The sequence below is a fragment of the Paenibacillus sinopodophylli genome (genome assembly GCF_005930355.1).
Classification (GTDB): domain Bacteria; phylum Bacillota; class Bacilli; order Paenibacillales; family Paenibacillaceae; genus Pristimantibacillus; species Pristimantibacillus sinopodophylli.
In genome coordinates this window covers 1,951,130-1,969,869 of the sequence record NZ_VDBO01000001.1, presented here as the reverse complement: position 1 = coordinate 1,969,869, position 18,740 = coordinate 1,951,130, and the positions used below count along the sequence as shown (strand labels likewise).

The window sequence follows — 18,740 nt, the reverse complement described above, 5'->3', positions numbered from 1 at the left end:
GTCATCGACGGAATGAAGGTTAAAATCGGGGACAAGCATACTCGATCAGGCGAGTGGGGAATACAGGAAAGCAGGTGCAGTCAGATGAATAAAGTGTCCTTTCGGCTAGCTTCATCCTTTCGCAATCGGATGATTCTTATTTTCTTAATGATCATTATTGTACCTTTCCTGCTATTCGCTTATTACGCGCATATTAAGTCCATAGAAGGCATCTCCAATACGAATACAAAGATGACGATGAGCTACTTGCTGCAAGCACGCAAAAACTTCGAGATATACTTAGGAAAACTCAATGAGCAAATTAATGAAGTCATTGGCAATAAAGTACTTCAGGAGCAGCTGGAGAATGAGCCATTAGATCGGGCAAAAGAGGAAGCGTTTACAGTCAACCTATTGACCGCGCTATATCAAGCAACGCCGGTAATTGACGCGTTCAGAGTCAAGGTTTATCCGATCAAGCCGACAAATTATCCGTCTTATATGAGAACGATTGATGAATCGGTGCGGATCGGCGACCAATACTGGTTCCAGCGCTCGAAAGCAACCGTTAGTCCGACCTGGTATTTGACAATGCCGCAGCAAGGGAAATATGGGAAGCCGCTGCTATCCTACGTGAAGCGCTTCTCAGGGCTTTATGATCAAAGAGTGCGAGGGATCATCGCAACCGATTTGTCCGAGGATTACTTGAAGCGGTATTTCTCTCCCTCGGACCAGCTCAAGGATCAGAAGCTGCTGCTTATCAATGAGCAAGGCATCGTACATTATGATTCGGCTGCGAATGAATGGACGGGGAAGGAATTTCCATCTGCAGCGCTTATATCTTATATGGCTTCTGAAGTTGAGGGGTCGACATCTATTGCTATCCAAGGACAAACGTACTTGGCCACTTATCTTCGGATGGCGAACCACCCATGGACGATCGTGAGCCTTACACCGCTGCATGAGCTGACGGGGACCATCGATGAAATCAATCGAATGCTCGTCATTTTCCTCGTCGTGTATCTGATCTCCTGCATGAGCGTTGTTTTTTACATTACCGCTTATTATACGCAGCCAATCGCGCATCTCGTCCGTCTGATGAGAAGGCTGGAAGCAGAGAACCTTCATTACCTGCTGCCTTGGTCATCGCGCAAAGACGAGGTGGGCTGGCTTTACCGAGGCGTGGGCAGTCTCGTGCAGCGAATCGAGGGATTGATCAAGGAAGCGGCGCTCTCGGAGCGCAACAAGAAGGTGCTCGAGTTCCAAGTGCTTAGCCATCAAATCAACCCTCATTTCCTATACAATACGCTTGAGTCCATCCGTTGGAAAGCGGAGAACCATGGTCGAAGCGATATTAGCGAAATGGTCTCCGCACTCGGCAATCTGCTGCGGCTTAGCTTAAACCAAGGCAAGGAGATTACGACGCTGCGCCGGGAGCTTGAGCAGGTCAAAGCGTATGTGCTTATCGAACAGGCACGGATGGGCAAGGCCGTACGCATCTTGTATGCGTGTGAGGAAGAAGCGATGGATTTGCCGTTTTTGCGATTGCTTCTGCAGCCATTGGTAGAGAATGCGATTCAGCATAGCGTGAGGGATGATTTCGACAAAGGGAAAATCATGATTACGACAAGGATTGAGCAGGACGATATCGTCATCGAGCTCGCGGATAACGGCAAAGGAATTCCAGCAGCAGTGCTGGAGGAGCTGGAGAAGGCAGAGGAACCAAGTGCCGCGTACAGTCAAGCACGCAGAGGTGTGGGGCTGCGCAACGTAAATGACCGTTTGAAGCTGTATTTCGGAGAAGCCTATAAGCTAAAGATTGAGACAGGACCTGGGGAAGGCACCAAAATTACGCTAAAGCATCCGATTCTGAAGGAAGGACAGGATTCGGATGCGATAGGAATAGGCAAAGCATAGCAATCAAAGGAGGCATTACCTTGATAAACAAACGTAACGTTACATTTGTTATAAGTATACTCCTGATGATGATGATGCTCGTTATCACTTCCTGTACGACAAAGAATGAGGAGAGCGGGAACCATTCAGCGAAGGCTGAGCAAGATAACACTAGAACTCCAGTAACACTCAAGCTATTGACTTGGGCGGACGATACCTACCAAGAGCTATATGATAAATTTAATGCCAAATATCCTTGGATCACGATTGAGCCGATTCAGATTAACGGCGGCGACGATACGATTATGGATCAGATCATTGCGCTTAAGGCAGCAGGTACGCCTGTTGATCTCACTTGGGTCGTAGGAGATTTACTCCGTTATGAGGAAAGCGGTTTGCTGGAAAATCTAAAGCCTTATATGGACAAGGACGTCTCGTTCCAGAACAAGGTGCTGCCGGACGGTTATTTCGATACGATGGTGTTTAATGGCCGCAGGCTGGCTGTTCCGTTCGTTGACGTACCGATGTGGATTATCGTCAACAAAGATTTGCTTGCCAAGCATGGAATTGATATGCCGTCCAACAATTGGACCTTCGAAGACTTCCGAAATATCGCCAAGCGCGTCACCGATCCTTCCGCAGGGGAGTACGGACTGACTACGAACAGCGACTTTGTCATGCGCTTGCTGCCCATGAAAGCGACAGCCGATGGTCATGCTCCGAATTTGGCCTATTTGAATGAGCGATTGACTCAGAGCTTGCTTCATACGCCTGAAATATTGGATGATGTACGCTGGCTGCAGGAATTCGTGACGAAGGATGGCTCGATGCTGTCCTGGAAGGATGCAGCCGCGAACGGCGAGGTTGTACGGCAATTCGTAAACGGCAAGACGGCTTTCGATATCGGGGGAGACTGGCTGCTGCCAAGTTTGCAGAAGGAAGCGGCCTTTGAGTGGGATATTCTTCCTTTTCCAAGGGGCGAGGTCGATCAATATTCGTTCCATATCAATGGACCGCTTGCGCTGCTGAGCGATTCGCAGCATAAAGACGATGCTTATAAGTGGATCAGCTTCCAGTTCGAGCTGGAGGCGCAGAAGTGGAAGATCGAGAAGGGAGCGAACGCTTCGGTTATCGATCCGGAGCTGGCGGCGTACATCGATCAAGTACCGCTATGGCAGGGAAAAAACATCGAAGCGGTCAAGATGACGAGGGATAATGGGCTCGTATTGCCCGGTGCGACGATTCCCGGATTCTCCGACTATAACTGGATCAATGTCGTCAACGATATCGTATTTCAAGGTCATGACGTGAATCGAATCATTCCGGAAACCGAAGCATGGAACAAAAAAACGCTTGAGCTGCGGGAACGCATGAAACGCAAGCCTTGAGCTTGCAGACATACGTTTGCAAAGCAGAATACAGGTTCGAAGAGCCTTCTTCTAGCAGATCGATCTGCCGGAAGGAGGCTCTTATTTGTCTATGGGCAGAAGAAATAAAGAGGAAGCTAACCGAGCACAACAAAGGATAAGAATGCCCCATAGTATGGAAATTGGCGTTACTTTAATATAAAAGTATCACTTATGGGAAAGGGAAATGGATATGAAATCAAATGGAGTCATTCGGGAATTGCTTCGAAACCGTACCTTGCTGCTTATGTTCCTGCCCGTCGCGACGCTCCTTTTTCTATTTAATTACTTGCCGCTCGCAGGGCTGGTCATCGCATTCAAAAACTTCGACTTCGCAAAGGGGATATTCGGGAGCGATTGGATGGACCCGCTGCTCTATAACTTTGATTACTTGTTCTCATCTTCAACCGCGTTCCGTGCTATTCGAAATACGATTCTGTTGAATGCGCTGTTCATCACGGTTGGCTTACTATTCGAAGTAGGGTTCGCCTTGCTGCTTAACGAGATTCGGAACAAATATTTCAAGCGTATTACGCAATCGATTACGTTTCTGCCGTTCTTCATTTCATGGATTGTCGTTGGTGTCTTCGCTTATAACCTGATGAATTTCGAGAGCGGCGCTATTAATCGACTGCTTGAGGGCATCGGTATGCAGCCTATCGATTTCTACAGCGAAGCTGGCTTATGGCCGCTCATCCTGACGATTGCCGTGAGGTGGAAGGTAACAGGGTACGGCACGATTATCTATTTGGCGGCATTAACCTCTATCGACAATTCTTATTATGAAGCGGCTTCAATTGACGGTGCCACACGCTTCCAGCAAATTCGCTATATCAGCATTCCGATGCTAAGGCCGACGATTATTATTCTGACGCTGCTTGCGGTTGGCCGAATTATGAATGCAGACTTCGGCATGTTCTATGCGATGGTCGGCGATGCGTCTCTGTTGTTCCCGACTACGGACGTCATTGACACATTCGTTTATCGCAGCTTGCGCAAATCCGGCGATATCGGTATGGCATCTGCAGCTGGCTTCCTACAGTCAATTATCGCCTTCGTGCTCATTATCGGCAGTAATTACGCAGCTCGCAAAATAGACAAGGACTCGGCGATATTTTAATCCGTCATTTCACATCAAGGGAGGTTCACTTATATGCTTGCCCGCAAAATGTCTATATCACAAATCGTCATTATGATCGCGATCTCTTTATTTAGCTTATCATGCCTGTTCCCATTTATTATGGTTATTTCGGGCTCGCTCAGCACGGAGAAGGATATTATGGAGTTTGGTTACTCGCTCTGGCCCAAAACAGTCACCTTTGATTCTTACCGGATTTTGTTTCTAGGATCGAGCCGCATTCTAGACGCGTACGGCGTAAGTTTATTCGTTACGGCGGCTGGTACGCTGCTATCGTTATTCGTAACGAGCATGGGTGCATACGTAATGGCGAGGCGATCGTTTAAGTATCGAAACATACTGTCTATCTATGTGATTATCACGATGCTGTTTAATGGAGGGCTCGTCCCGTGGTATATCATTTGCGTCAGATACCTGGACCTGAAGGATACGCTATGGGCACTTATTCTGCCAATGCTGGCCAATGCATTCAATATGTTCCTCATTCGCAATTTCATGCTCTCGATTCCCGAGGACATGAACGAGTCGGCCAAAATGGACGGTGCAGGCGATTTCAAAATCTTTTACAGTCTAATCGTGCCGCTTTCGGTGCCTGTGCTTGCTACAGTGGGCTTGTTCGTTGCCTTGAGCTACTGGAACGACTGGTTTCTTGGCCTTATGTTCGTCGATAAGCAAGAGCTTCAGCCGCTGCAGCTGCTGCTGCGGACGCTGATCTCCAATGTGGAGTTTCTGAAGAGCTCCAGCAACGCTTCTGCAATGCAGCGCATATCCGCGCAGATTCCATCGGAATCGATCAAGATGGCGCTTACGGTCATCACAATTGGACCTATTATTTTCTTATATCCGTTTGTGCAGCGTTTTTTCGTCAAGGGTTTAATGGTTGGCGCCGTAAAAGGATGACTATGTCGGCATCAGCCGTGTAGTATATAAATCAAATGCTAAGGGGAGAGATTCAGATGAAAAAAAGAAAGGCAAAACTGCCGCTGCTGCTGACTGCTGTTATGCTAGTCACCGCGATGCTTGCGGGCTGCAGCTCGAACAACGGGAATGTGACTAACAACAGCACAGCGACGAATGCACCTTCTGAGGAATCCGGTGAGAAGCAGGAGGACGAGGTCACGCTTAAATTTTATTTTGGCGGGGATAAAAAAGCAGCTACGGACGAGGTCTGGTCCAAGGTCAGCGAATACGTAAAGGCGAAGGGGCTGAACGTGAAGTTCGACGTTAATTTTATTCCGTTCGGCGATTTCAAAGAAAAAATGCTCGTTATGGCTGCTTCTGGCGATAACTGGGATATGAACTTCGATGGCGATTGGTTGTCGTACAAGCAAATGGCTGCGAAGGGCTCGTATATGGCGCTGAATGATCTGCTTCCGGAGTTTGCGCCTAATCTCACGAAGAAATACGAGGAGCAAGGCACGCTTACGGCAGCTACAGTAAACGGCGACATCGTTGGACTTCCGTGGACAATGAAGATGAATGAGCGTAAGTTTACCGCTTGGCGTTCCGATCTTGTTGAGAAGGCTGGCCTTGATATACCAGCTGGATCGATTAAGACGATCGAGGATGTTGACCGTTTGCTGCGTGAGCTGAAGAAGGCTTACCCGAACGAAAGAATATCCCGCACAGCACCTATATCGCTCATCATGATTCGCGATGAGTGGGTAGATTTGAATTTCCACGGTCTCGGCTTCTATTTGGCTGATGACAAAATAACGATTCAAGCGGTTGAGCAGCAGCCTTTCTATCTAGAGGCGGCAAAGCTGGCTAAGGTGTGGTATGACGATAATCTAATCAATCGAGATTCGATGATCGATAAGTCAGATGAAGCAGCAGAATGGCGAAATGGAAAGAAACTGTTTACGGTTACTTCTCATGAATGGGTCAGTGCCAATCCAGGCTTCTCCGATTCGACTTTCCAAATGGAATCGGCTGAATTGTACCCGGACAAACGCTTTGTTAACCGTACAGCGCTTGCTAACGTCGTTGCGATCAACCGCAATTCCAAAAATCCGGAGCGCGTGCTTCGTCTACTGGATATGATCGAAACCGACAAAACACTTTATGACCTTGTTCAATACGGAATTGAAGGCAAAACCTATGTACTGAATGGCGAAGCGGCCGATTATCCAGCAGGAATGGATACAACGACGAGCAATTACATGGAATGGGGCGGCCAATGGGCGTTCTGGAAGCCGCAATTCATGCGTCCAACGATGACATACGGACCTGATTTCTGGGTGAAGGAAGCTGAATTCGCAAGCAAGCCGAACAATGTGAACTCTCCGATCGACGGGCTGTTTATTGCAGAGGACAATATGAAGAACGAGATCGCGAAACGTGATACCGCAAGTGATGAACTGAACAGACCCATTGAATTCGGTGTCGTGAAGGATGTAGAGAAGGCAGTAGCGGATTATATCGAGACACAGAAGAAAAACGGATTGGACATCATCATTGCCGATACGCAAAAACAAATTGACGCGTTCCTTGCAACTAAAAAATAATCATTCATCTACGAGAGAAGCCGACCTGAAGCAATGAAGGAAGGCTTCTCCTGTATAACCAGCAGCCTTAAACCGCGAGCCTGGTCCCCCGGGACTAGGCTCTTTTTTCGCGAATCCGTATTTTGCAACCAAGACAGCTCATCAGCGCAGTTCCAATGATCTGCCGTAATGTAAGGAGGAGGAGGAGGTGGTAGGATCGTCAATAAGGGCTTGGTTCAGTATTGCAATACAAACTTAAAGGAGGAAGAGCATGTTCGCTAAAAGTAAAAAAAGTGTATGGCTAATTATCTCCCTCGCATTCATCATCATCGCTACTCAGATTTCATTCTCGCCGTCTCAGGTTTCTGCCGCATCCAATTTAGCGCTTAATAAACCAGTAACAGAAAGCAGCCATACTCAGGTGTATTCCGCTGCCAACGCAACAGATGGGAATCAGGCTACTTACTGGGAAGGGGCGGTTAACAGCTATCCGAATTGGCTAAGGGTCGATCTTGGCAGCAGCCAATCCGTTAACCAAGTCGTTCTTAAGCTTCCCGTGTCATGGGGTACGCGTACACAGACGCTTTCGATTCAGCAAAGCAGTGATGATGTGAGCTATACGACGGTCACAGCTTCGGCGAACTATATCTTTAACGCAGGCTCGAACTCGGTGACGATCAATTTCGCGAGTACGAGCGCACGGTATTGGAAGGTAAATGTGACGGCGAATAGCGGAGCGACAGGTGGACAGGTATCAGAGCTGGAGTTATATGGACCTACACCTTCCCCTTCCCCTACACCAACGCCAAGTGCTGCTCCAAGTGTGATTTCGGCTTTTGCACAGACGGCAGCTTCAAGCTACAACAGCCAATTCGGCATTCAGCTGGAAGCCTCAAGCGAGGGTGGTCAGAATGTAGCCTATATTGACAATGGTGACTACATCGCGTTCAATGATGTCGATTTCGGCAGCGGAGCCTCTACGGTTTCTTTGCGAGTAGCCAGCCAAACGAGCGGCGGCAATATCGAAATCAGACTGGACAGCGCTACGGGGACTTTGGCTGGAACTTGTGCCGTAACGGGTACAGGCGGCTGGCAAACTTGGACAACGAAAAATTGTTCGATCAATACAATAAGCGGGGTCCATCAGCTGTTCTTGAAATTTACAGGTGGAACGGGAAACCTCTTTAATGTCCATTGGTTCAAGTTCGGGGCTGCTTCGCCTGGCGGCGACGTAGTCGGCAAAATATTTGCGGGCTATCAAGGCTGGTTCACTGCCGGCGGCGATGGTTCACCCCTCAACAACTGGACGCACTGGTCCAAAGACAACAACAATCTAACTCCTAATTCGAACGTGAATGTCGAGATGTACCCGGATATTAGCGAGTATACGAAGCTGTATCAGACAAATCTGGGCAATCTAGGCAATGGACAGCCCGCCAAGCTGTTCTCCTCTTATGACCAGGAAACGGTCAACAAGCATTTCGAATGGATGCAAACGTACAATATTAGCGGCGCCGCCCTGCAAAGATTCGGTGCGGATGCGAGCAGCGCTCCGAACAGCTGGAGACAGAACCGGGATAGCGTAGCCGTCAAGGTGAAAAATGCTGCGGAGTCATATGGACGCAAATTTTACGTCATGTACGATATTACGGACCTGAGTCCAACCCAGTGGGTGAATAACGTCAAGACAGATTTTACGAACAATGTGGTAGGTACGATGAATTTGACAGCATCCTCCGCGTATGCCAAGCAGGGCGGCAAACCTGTCATATGTATTTGGGGGATCGGATTTACAGACCGTCCGGGTACGGCGGCAGAGTCAGCTGAGCTGATTACATGGTTTAAGAACCAAGGCTATTACGTGATCGGCGGCGTTCCTACACACTGGCGCAATGGGACGGGAGATTCCAAGAGCGGTTTCCTTGACGTATATAAATCGCTGGATATGCTGTCCCCGTGGTTTGTCGGCCGATTCAGCCAAATAGCGGGAGCAGACCACTATAAAACGAATCAGTGGCAGCCGGATTTCGAATTCACGCAAGCGAACGGCATTGTTTATCAACCGGTTATCTGGCCAGGCTTTGCTTGGAAAAATATGAAAAACGGGCCGATTAACGAAATTCCTCGACTGCACGGTGATTTCATGTGGCGGCAGGCCTACAATCTGAAAAGTTTAGGAGTCAATACAGGTTACATTGCCATGTTCGACGAATATGATGAGGCGACAGCTATTGCCAAAGCAGCGACGAACAGCTCGATGATTCCGAATAATCAATATTTCCTAACCCTTGATGCAGACGGTGTTGCCGTATCATCAGATTTCTATTTGCGCTTAACCGGCGATATTGCGAGATTGTTCAACAATGAGCTTCCGCTTACCGTGAATCATCCGACCAGCCATCAATAGTAAAGATTTGATAGAGATGAAGGCGTCCCCCTAGCGGGAACGCCTTTTTCGATTATAATAGAAAGAACGAACGGAGAGGGGCGATCGCATGAGCACGGTTAAACATATTATATTTGATTTTGACGGCACACTGGCGGATACTTGGCCTGTCATGTATATGGCTGTTGCAGGCGTATTCCGCCGGCATGACAGCCGTGAAATAACGATTGAGGATATATATGCAGTAGCTGGACCAACAGAGCTGCAAATTATTGAACGGCATCTTCAGAACCGCGATCAGGTAGAGCAAGCGATAAATGAGTTCTTGTCGGATTATGAGCAGCATCATGATGAGCTTGTCGAGCGCAGCGAGAGCATTGTAGAACTGCTTGCAGCACTTCGGAAAGCGGGCTTTGGTCTCGCCTTGTTCACTGGAAAGTCGCGGCGAACACTCGATATTTCTCTTGAAAAGCTAGGCTGGGAAACGAAGTTCGACCATATTATAACCGGCGACGATGTAGAGAAGCGCAAGCCATCGGCGGAAGGCATTCACCGTATACTAGACAAGCTAGGCTGGTCGCGAGAGCATACAATCTTCGTCGGGGACAGCAATGATGACATGCAAGCAGGTCAGGAAGCAGAAGTACGTACTTTCGCAGCGCAGTGGATGTCGATCGTGCAGGACAAGCATTATCGAACTCAGCCAGAACGCATCTTCAGCGACGTTGACGATTTCCGTGCATTTGTTTTGTCACAGGCCTAGGGCGTGTCTGAGAACTCTGAGGACAGCAAATTTTGCCGAATTTTCGTTCCATGCAAGGCGCGTTTGTGAAGGCGTACCGGGGTACGTCAAGCAAACGGAACGAAGCAGGGGGCGAAAAGGCGGTGAAAGGTGCCACTGAACGGGTTTTCTGACACGACCTAGTAAGCAACGTTTTTCATGAGGTTTATTTCGTTTATTACAGAAATAAGAAGCTAACAAATTAGGGCTGCAATCTGCGCGTTCATGCGCCAATTGCAGCCTTTTCTTATTTAATGAATGACTAATTGCTGAGCTTGCTCCAAATGGATGATAGTGGATAATAATAGACAGCAAAGGATAAGAATCACATCTATTCGTGAGATGGCTTGTATTTTAGAATAAAAAGACAGCGCTTACATTTCTGTGAATCCTTACTTGTTGTTCAGCTTCCCGAAAGGAAGCTAAGGTTGGTGAAGCTGCAATCCCAAGCGAGGGAGGTGGTAGGATCGAAGGAAACCGGAGCCGTTCGAAGCAGCGCTCAGCGTGCAAGGTAAAAGCTTTGAGAACATTCAAACGAGGAGGTTATTTATGTTAGCTATGTTCAAGCATCGCCCATTATTGATCTGGCTGCTCGTGTTTGTCATCGTCTGTACACCGCTCATGATAACGCCGAAATGGGTATCGGCAGCTAGTAATCTTGCATTGAACAAAAGTGTGACGGAGAGCGGACATATTCAGAACTATGCAGCAGCCAATGCGACTGACGGAAACCAAGCTACTTATTGGGAGGGACCGGCTAATCAATATCCGAACTGGCTGCGGGTTGATCTGGGCAGCACCCAATCCGTTAATCAAGTCGTGCTCAAGCTGCCGGCATCATGGGGCACGCGTACCCAAACGTTATCCGTTCAGAGCAGCATCGACGGCACGAGCTTTGTGGACGTGGTTGGCTCTGCCACTTATACCTTTAGCTCTGGGACGAATACGGTTACGATACCGTTCACAGCAGCCAATGCGAGGTACGTAACAATTAACTTTACGACAAATTCGGGAGCGACGGGCGGTCAGGCTTCCGAGCTGGAAGTGTATGGACCGACACCGACCGCGACACCAAGCCCATCGCCGACACCTGCTCCGTCAGCGACGGCGCCGCCGAATACAATATCAGCATTCAATCAGACGGCAGCAGCCAGCTTTTCCTCACAGCTTGGCATACAAACGGAAGCATCGAGTGAGGGCGGGCAAAATGTAGGGTTTATCGATAACGGTGATTATTTGTTGTTCAACAATGTTCATTTCGGAACTGGGGCAGCATCTGCTGAATTCAGAGTAGCCAGCAATGCCAGCGGCGGTCAGATTGAAATTAGAGTTGGAGGCGTGAATGGTACGCTGGCAGGTACCTGTGCCGTACCAGGTACGGGCGGCTGGCAATCGTGGACAACGGTGAACTGTGGGGTTAGCGGACTTTCGGGCATTCATAATCTATATTTGAAATTCACGGGCGGAGCGGGCAATCTGTTCAATGTGCGCTGGTTTAAGTTTTCAACAGCTGCACTTACAGGAGATGTGGTTGGCAAAATTTTTGCTGGCTATCAAGGCTGGTTCACGGCAATCGGTGACAATTCTCCGCTGAACAATTGGAATCATTGGTCTAAGAATCCGAGCGCGCCGGGTCCTAACGGAAACGTTAACTTCGAGCTATACCCGGATACACGAGAATACTCGAAGCTGTACCAGACCGCTTTAGGCAATTTGGGGAATGGGCAGCAAGCCAAGCTGTTTTCCTCTTATGACCAAGAAACGGTCAATAAGCATTTCGAGTGGATGCAGACTTACAATATTAACGGCGCTGCCCTGCAGCGGTTCGGTGCCAAGGTGAACAACAGCTCGCCGGACAGCTGGATGATTAATCGCGACAGCGTAGCGGTGAAAGTGAAGAACGCAGCCGAAGCGTATAACCGAAAGTTTTATATTATGTATGACATTACGGGCTTGGATGCGAGTACATGGGTTACTGCGGTCAAAAATGATTTTGTCGATAATGTCATCAACAACATGAACCTAACCGCTTCAAGTGCTTATGCGAAGCAAGAGGGCAAGCCGGTCGTCAATATATGGGGAATCGGCTTCGATGATCGTCCCGGTACAGCTGCGGAGTGTACAGAGCTCATTACTTGGTTCCAGAACCAAGGCTATTACGTGATTGGCGGTGTTCCTACCTATTGGCGGACGGAAGACCGAGATTCCAAGCCAGCCTTTCTCCCTGTATACAAAAAGCTGGATATGATATCGCCATGGTTTGTCGCGCGCTTCGGCACCATTCCGGGGGCCGATGATTTCAAAACGAATCAGTGGCAGCCTGATTACAACTTAACACAGCAGAACGGTATTGATTACCAGCCCGTTATCTGGCCAGGCTCAGCATGGTCGAACATGACGGGCGGTCCGCGCAACGAAAATCCACGGCTTCATGGCGATTTTATGTGGCGTCAAGCTTACAATATGAAGAGTATAGGCATTCGAACGGGCTATATTGCTATGTTTGATGAATACGATGAGGGCACTGCTATTGCCAAAATGGCTGAAAACAGCTCTATGATACCGAATAACCAATATTTCCTTACGCTGGACGCGGACGGCGTTGCTGTTTCCTCCGACTTTTATTTGCGACTGGCAGGAGATATCAACCGTATGTTTAACGATGAAATTCCGATAACGGCCAATCATCCGACCTCTCACCAATAAAAGCAAGCATGCAAAGAAGCGTTCCTAAATGAGGAACGCTTCTTTGCGTATATAAAATATTCATAGGGGGACAATCGTAAGAGGAATAATAGGTTAATAAGGAGAAGCGGAGCATGGATTCACTTATACAAGAAATAAAAGATTCACTCGGAAATAATGATGATTTCTTCCTCCAGCAGTATACCATAGGTGAGGCTCGCCTATTATTAATGGGCTTCATCTCGTTAATTGATTTGACGAAGTCGAAAGAAGCGCTTTATGACAACATGCATAATTGGAAGCTGGAAGCGAACACGGTAACTTCCATGATGGACGCCGCTGGTGAAGTAATTGATTTGGATTTGGAGAAAGCCATTATGCTGTTAATGGACGGCAAGCTCATTCTATTCTTTGAGCGGGAGTGTCGTTTCGTCGTGGCAGAACCAGTCCCCAGCTTGCTGAACCGTGCCATCGAATCCCCTACGAACGAGAATGTACTCCAAGGGGCAATCAGCTCTTTTATCGAGGATATTGACACGAACTTAGGTATGGTCAGAAAACAAGTTGTTTCTCGCCATATAAAGGTGAAAAACTTGCTCGCAGGCTCCTCGCATAAGAAAAAGCTATCGGTGATCTATGATGACAGCAAGGCGGATATCAAACTTGTGACTAAGATGATCAAGCAGCTTGAAAGCAGCAGCGATCATGAAATCAACAATCTACAACATGTAACGAGAGCATTAGGCTTGTCTGCATGGTCCTCCGTGCCCAAGTTCAATACGACGGAGCTGCCGGCAGAGGCAGCCGCTGCATTGGGGAAGGGGCGAGTGATCCTCTTTGTCGATCGAATGCCGTTCGCCCTTATTCTGCCGAATCTGATCTGGGATATGTTCACACTTGAGAATGACCGTAACTTTCCGCTTCCCTTAATGATCAGCATCCGCGTACTTCGCGTGATTGGCGTGCTTACGACGTTAATTGCGCCAGGTCTTTATGTCGCGCTTGTGGCGGTCAACCCGGAGGTGCTTCGCATTGAGCTCGCATTAACGATCGCGCAAAGCCGCGAGGGCGTACCCTATCCGGCTATTGTTGAAATGATATTTATGCTTATTATTCTAGAGCTTATTATCGAAGCGAGTACTCGATTGCCAAAGAGCATCGGTCCCACAATTACAATGGTGGGTGGCATTATATTAGGCCAAGCTGTCGTAACGGCTAAGCTCGTCAGCAACTTGCTTATTATTATTTTGGCGGCTACGACGATTTCGAACTCGACGGTGGTAGGGTTTCAGAATTCGTTAGCCATTCGCTTATTCAAATATGTGATCGTTATTATGTCCGCCATGTATGGTGTGCTGGGCTTACTCGCAGGGCTTGTTCTGATTTGCGCTTATTTTTCCAGTTTAAACACTTTTGGTATTTCCTATTTGAACATAAACATGAAGAAGGGTGAGGCCAGAAATGGATAAAAGCTTGCACGTCATATTCATGTACGGCTTGACTCAGCTTGGGTTTATCTTTTTCTTCTATTCCGGTGATATTATTGCGAGTACGTCAGAGGGTCATTGGCTCGCTATCATTATCGGTCTTGTGCTCAATGGGGCGATGGTTTGGCTTTATATGAAAGGTCTTGGCTATTTCCCACAGCAGGACATTATTAGCATTTATACAGGTTTAGGAAAGGGGGCAGCGGTCTTGTTTCTCCTGCCGCTCATCTTCTTCCTATTTATTACTAATATCATTACGATTCGAGCGTTTTCGGAGGCTATTACGCTTATCTTTCTTGCCAATACTCCCTTATGGGCGATTATGGCACTTATCATCATCATTTCTGGCTATATTGCGCTTAACGGCGTTGAATCCATATTTCGAACGGGCGTTTTACTCGCGATTTTGTTTCTGCCGGTTATTTTATTCACGATTTGCATCTCATTCCAAAATGTAGACTTTCGCTACTTTTTCCCGATCATGGATGAGAAACTCACTTTTCTAACTAAACCGCCCTATTGGCACAGTTTTTCTGCATTCGCCGGGAGTTTCCTGTTTCTCGGCTTCATTCAGCCTTATGTGGCCTATCGACCGCGGATTGTAATGATAACTGTGGCTGCGCTTGTCCCTTTTTATTTCATTTCTGTTTACGTGCCGCTCTTTACATTCGGGCAATCAACAGCTTCGACATTCAAATTTCCCTTCATTGTGCTCATGAGTACGATTCATATCAACTGGCTGATGTTTGATCGAATAACGATGTTTTTGCTTCTCTGCTTAGTCACCTTTACGATGCTGTTTATATCGATGGTACTGTGGAAGCTCAGTCAAGTTCTGCATCGCTGTCTGCCAAAGGTGAAGTCTAGTTATTTCGTCATTGTAATAGCTGCTGTTAATTTCATAGGCTGCTTGTTCATAACAAATTGGGATGAAATACAATCACTTATTATGTGGAACACCATGCTGCGATTTTATGTGTTAGTCGGCATTCCATGCTCCATTTGGCTAATCGGAATTCGTAGTAGAAGGATGATAAAAGATGAGGGCGCTTAAGCTGCTAATTGCTGCTATGCTCGTTATGGTGCTTAGCGGCTGCTGGGACAATATCGATATTAACCATCGTGTATTGCCCGTCGTAATGGGAGTCTCGAAGCATGATGGAAACTATTTAATCTATTTGCAAATTCCCGAGCAGGTGCAGAATTCGACTCAGATTAAGATTGTGAAGGGGACAGGCAGTACAATTAATCACGCAGTAGACCTCATCAGCGCCAATCTAGAGGATCGCGTTGATTTGCTTCACATCAAAGTCATCGTGCTCGATAAAAAATATGCGGAAGAAGGCTTGGAGGATACGATCTCCGACTTTATGAGAGGCAGAGATGTTTCTCCTAAGACACTTGTTACCATTTGTGACGAGGATATGGATGCTTTCTTCTCTTCGGTCAGGAAGAAAATGGGGCCCAAAGGAACAACGTTATATGATTTTTTTGAAAAGAACGCGGGATGGAACCCGCAAATCGCACTGACGAGAGTTTGGGAGGTTTATCGCAGCATTCATTCTTACACGCGCGACGTAGCGATTCCCATTATACGATCGGGAGATACGACAGTCGTTCAGCATGTCGGCTCCGCAGTCATTAAAGAAGGCAGAATGGTCAGCCAGATCAGCTCGGAAGAGACGCTGCTGTTTAATGCGTTTCAACGCGAGAGTACACAAGGAAAGATTGAGGTGATGAATCATGCCAGCGTGCTTGTCATCGGTAATTCCCTTGCGGTTCACACTAGAATGGATGGAGGGAATCCGGTTTTACGAAGCAAGCTGAAGCTAAAGGTAGTTATTATGGAGACGAAGGATCATCCTACGAGCGATATGATAATGAAAGAACTAAATGAGAGCTTGACCCATCAGTTCAATCAAATGTTTGCAAAGCTGCAAGAGAGCGAAGCGGATATTCTAGGTATAGGACAATATTTCCGTAGACAGATTCCACGGTCTGAGCTGAAGGAATGGCGTACAACGTTCTATCCCAAGCTGAAGCTTGAGCTGCAAGTACAGACAATTATAGAGAATACGGGTTTTCTGGAGTTGAAATAATACGGCAAGCGTAACTTTCTCTTCATCGGCAGCCAAGGACGATATCGGTCCAAGGCTGCTTTTTGTATATTAAGGGGCTTTGAAATGGCGTAACAGTGACTTTAAATCGAAGTGGCTAATAATAGGACAGAAAGTTTAAGGATGCCTCATTTGGAACGCTTCAGCATTCGCTTACACTATACCTGATACGAGATGAGGATGGTGAAGTCATGGCGAAAATAACGGGAATTTCCTGCATACGCACGCGTAAAAACGGCACTTGGACGATTGTGAAGGTGCAGACGGATCAAGACGGTCTTTACGGGATCGGATCAGCTTCTGATGTCTACAATCCTGAGGCAGTGGTGCAGGTTATTGAGCAATTGCTTGCGCCGCTGCTGATCGGCAAGGATGCTGCTAATATTGAAGATTTATGGCAGACGATGTATATGAGCGGCTACTGGAGAAACGGAGCGATTCTGCATACCGCAATCGGCGGTATCGATATGGCTTTATGGGATATTAAAGGCAAGGAAGCGGGATTGCCCATCTATCAGCTTCTGGGTGGAGCGAGCCGTGCTGCAGTTGCCTGTTACGGGCATGCGGGTGGTTCGGATATTAGCGAGCTGAAGGAAGATGTACAGCGTTATATGGAGGAAGGTTATTCGGTCATCCGGGTTCAAATGGGCGGGTACGGGGGAGGCGGCTTCATTGACGCAGGCAAAGCGAATCTTCCCGAGCGGCCGTGGACGAGTGGCCCTGTCTTTGATGAGCATGCCTATTTGAATGCCATACCGGCTATGTTCGAGCAGCTTCGGCTAACATTCGGCATGGACATCCAGTTCACGCATGATGTGCATGAGCATCTCTCTCCGATTCATGCGATTCAGCTGGCGAAGCGCGTCGAGCCGTACGGTTTATTTTTTCTGGAGGATGCCCTCGCTCCCGAGCAGATCGGTTGGTACCGGCAGCTACGTCAGCAAAGCGCGACACCGCAGGCGGTAGGCGAGCTGTTCGTTAATCCGCAGGAGTGGACAGAGCTTGTTAAGGAGCGTCTTATTGACTTCATTCGCGTTCGCGTCTCCAAGGCTGGCGGCATTAGTGCATGCCGCAAAATAGCTGCATTATGTGAAGCCTTCGGCGTGCGAACAGCTTGGCAGGAGGGTGGGGAGAACGACCCGGTCAATCAAGCGGCAGCCGTTCATTTGGATATGGCGATCTGGAATTTCGGTATTCAAGAGGTCAATCACTTCCAGCCAGAGGAGCTGGATGCCTTCGAAGGACATGTCGTTAGGAAGGGCGGATACCTGTATCCTTCTAACAAGCCGGGTCTAGGAATTGAGCTGGATGAATTGAAAGCGCAACTGCTCGTCGGTGAAGATTGGAAGCGATCAGCCTATCATAATCCTTATCAGCTAGACCGTAAGGCGGACGGCACCTTGGTACGTCCGTAACGATGAGTGTGATACGAAAGGGGCTATTCAGTATGAAGACCATTGCAGTAACGGGTGGGAGCGGCAAGCTTGGATTCGCGGTTATTCAATCACTGCAGCAGGAAGGTTATCAGGTTGTGTCACTGGACAACCAGCGCTCGACTGAGCTGCGCTGCAAGCAGGTGAAGGTGGAGATGAGTGATTTCGGACAGGTCGTAGCTGCGCTTCACGGTGCAGATGCCATTATCCATTTGGCGGCTATTCCGGCTCCGCTCCTCTACACAGCACCGTATATATTCGCGAACAATACGGTTGCTGGCTATCATATTTTGGAAGCGGCATCGATTCTTGGTATTCGCAAGGTTGTTATGGGCTCGAGCGAATCCTCTTATGGCTTCGCTTGGGCGCCGCAGCCCTTTAATCCGGATTACCTGCCGCTGGATGAGGAGCATCCCAAGCAGCCGCAGGAATGCTATGGATTATCTAAGGTGGTGAACGAGCTGACCGCTGAGATGTTCGATCGCAGAAACGGATTGCAGACGATCTCGCTGCGCTTCTCTATGATAACGAAACCCGGCGATTACAAGCATCTTTCGATCAAAAAACCGGAAGCATTCAAAAATATCATGTGGAGCTATATTGATATTCGTGATGCTGTAAGCGCTTGTATTGCAGCATTGGAAGTTGAGGACCGCGGGGCGATCAGTCTCAATATTACGAGCAATGATACGCTGAGCGATTGGGGAACAACGAAGCTGCTTGAGCGATTTTTTCCGGAGGTTGTAGATCTTCGCAGCTCCTTCGAAGGGCGAGCATCCATTGTGAGCAATCAGTTGGCGCAGGATGTGCTTGACTGGCGGCCGAAGCATTCTTGGGCTGACGTCGAGGATTGAAGATTAGACTTGTGCACGATTGAGCAGCTAGCCGGAGAAACTGAGCATATACGTAAGCGCTTACTTTCATCTGGTAAGTGATGACTGAATTT

At 48.0% G+C, this 18,740-nt stretch carries 13 protein-coding genes; all 13 read left to right on the top strand.

From position 1 onward, the window contains the following. The first annotated feature begins 84 nt into the window (after positions 1–84). The 13 genes from FGT79_RS08710 to FGT79_RS08650 all read left to right on the top strand — a co-directional run bounded on the left by FGT79_RS08710 (position 85) and on the right by FGT79_RS08650 (position 18,648). Positions 85–1,896 (top strand): sensor histidine kinase, encoded by a 1,812-nt coding sequence (locus tag FGT79_RS08710; protein ID WP_138752292.1) that lies wholly within the window; start codon positions 85–87, stop codon positions 1,894–1,896. A 20-nt stretch (positions 1,897–1,916) separates the two neighbouring features. Next, positions 1,917–3,263 (top strand): ABC transporter substrate-binding protein, encoded by a 1,347-nt coding sequence (locus FGT79_RS08705; protein WP_138752291.1) that lies wholly within the window; start codon positions 1,917–1,919, stop codon positions 3,261–3,263. A gap of 211 nt (positions 3,264–3,474) precedes the next feature. Next, entirely contained in the window at positions 3,475–4,401 is a 927-nt protein-coding gene (locus tag FGT79_RS08700; RefSeq protein WP_138752290.1) for an ABC transporter permease, read from the top strand. Positions 4,402–4,434: 33 nt separating this feature from the next. Continuing rightward, on the top strand, positions 4,435–5,319 hold the full coding sequence (locus FGT79_RS08695; protein ID WP_138752289.1) for a carbohydrate ABC transporter permease: 885 nt from the start codon (positions 4,435–4,437) through the stop codon (positions 5,317–5,319). A 56-nt stretch (positions 5,320–5,375) separates the two neighbouring features. Then, positions 5,376–6,926: an ABC transporter substrate-binding protein gene (locus tag FGT79_RS08690; RefSeq protein ID WP_138752288.1), complete on the top strand. Its 1,551-nt coding sequence runs from the start codon at positions 5,376–5,378 to the stop codon at positions 6,924–6,926. Positions 6,927–7,176: 250 nt separating this feature from the next. Beyond that, positions 7,177–9,312, top strand: a complete 2,136-nt coding sequence (locus FGT79_RS08685) for a carbohydrate-binding protein (protein WP_138752287.1) — start codon at positions 7,177–7,179, stop codon at positions 9,310–9,312. A gap of 88 nt (positions 9,313–9,400) precedes the next feature. Then, entirely contained in the window at positions 9,401–10,054 is a 654-nt protein-coding gene (locus FGT79_RS08680; protein WP_138752286.1) for an HAD family hydrolase, read from the top strand. Between the two features lie 567 nt (positions 10,055–10,621). Next, on the top strand, positions 10,622–12,778 hold the full coding sequence (locus FGT79_RS08675; RefSeq protein ID WP_246096223.1) for a carbohydrate-binding protein: 2,157 nt from the start codon (positions 10,622–10,624) through the stop codon (positions 12,776–12,778). A gap of 113 nt (positions 12,779–12,891) precedes the next feature. Beyond that, positions 12,892–14,226: a spore germination protein gene (locus FGT79_RS08670; protein ID WP_138752285.1), complete on the top strand. Its 1,335-nt coding sequence runs from the start codon at positions 12,892–12,894 to the stop codon at positions 14,224–14,226. After that, positions 14,219–15,298 carry a GerAB/ArcD/ProY family transporter gene (locus tag FGT79_RS08665; protein ID WP_138752284.1) on the top strand — a complete coding sequence of 360 codons (1,080 nt, stop codon included), beginning with the start codon at positions 14,219–14,221 and terminating at the stop codon, positions 15,296–15,298. Before FGT79_RS08670 ends, FGT79_RS08665 begins: the two co-directional genes overlap by 8 nt. Next, positions 15,285–16,343 carry a Ger(x)C family spore germination protein gene (locus FGT79_RS08660; protein ID WP_138752283.1) on the top strand — a complete coding sequence of 353 codons (1,059 nt, stop codon included), beginning with the start codon at positions 15,285–15,287 and terminating at the stop codon, positions 16,341–16,343. Before FGT79_RS08665 ends, FGT79_RS08660 begins: the two co-directional genes overlap by 14 nt. A gap of 209 nt (positions 16,344–16,552) precedes the next feature. Next, a complete protein-coding gene (locus tag FGT79_RS08655) occupies positions 16,553–17,776 on the top strand; it encodes an enolase C-terminal domain-like protein (RefSeq protein ID WP_138752282.1) in 1,224 nt (407 codons plus the stop codon). Between the two features lie 32 nt (positions 17,777–17,808). After that, a complete protein-coding gene (locus tag FGT79_RS08650) occupies positions 17,809–18,648 on the top strand; it encodes an NAD-dependent epimerase/dehydratase family protein (protein WP_138752281.1) in 840 nt (279 codons plus the stop codon). The last annotated feature ends 92 nt before the right edge of the window (positions 18,649–18,740 follow it).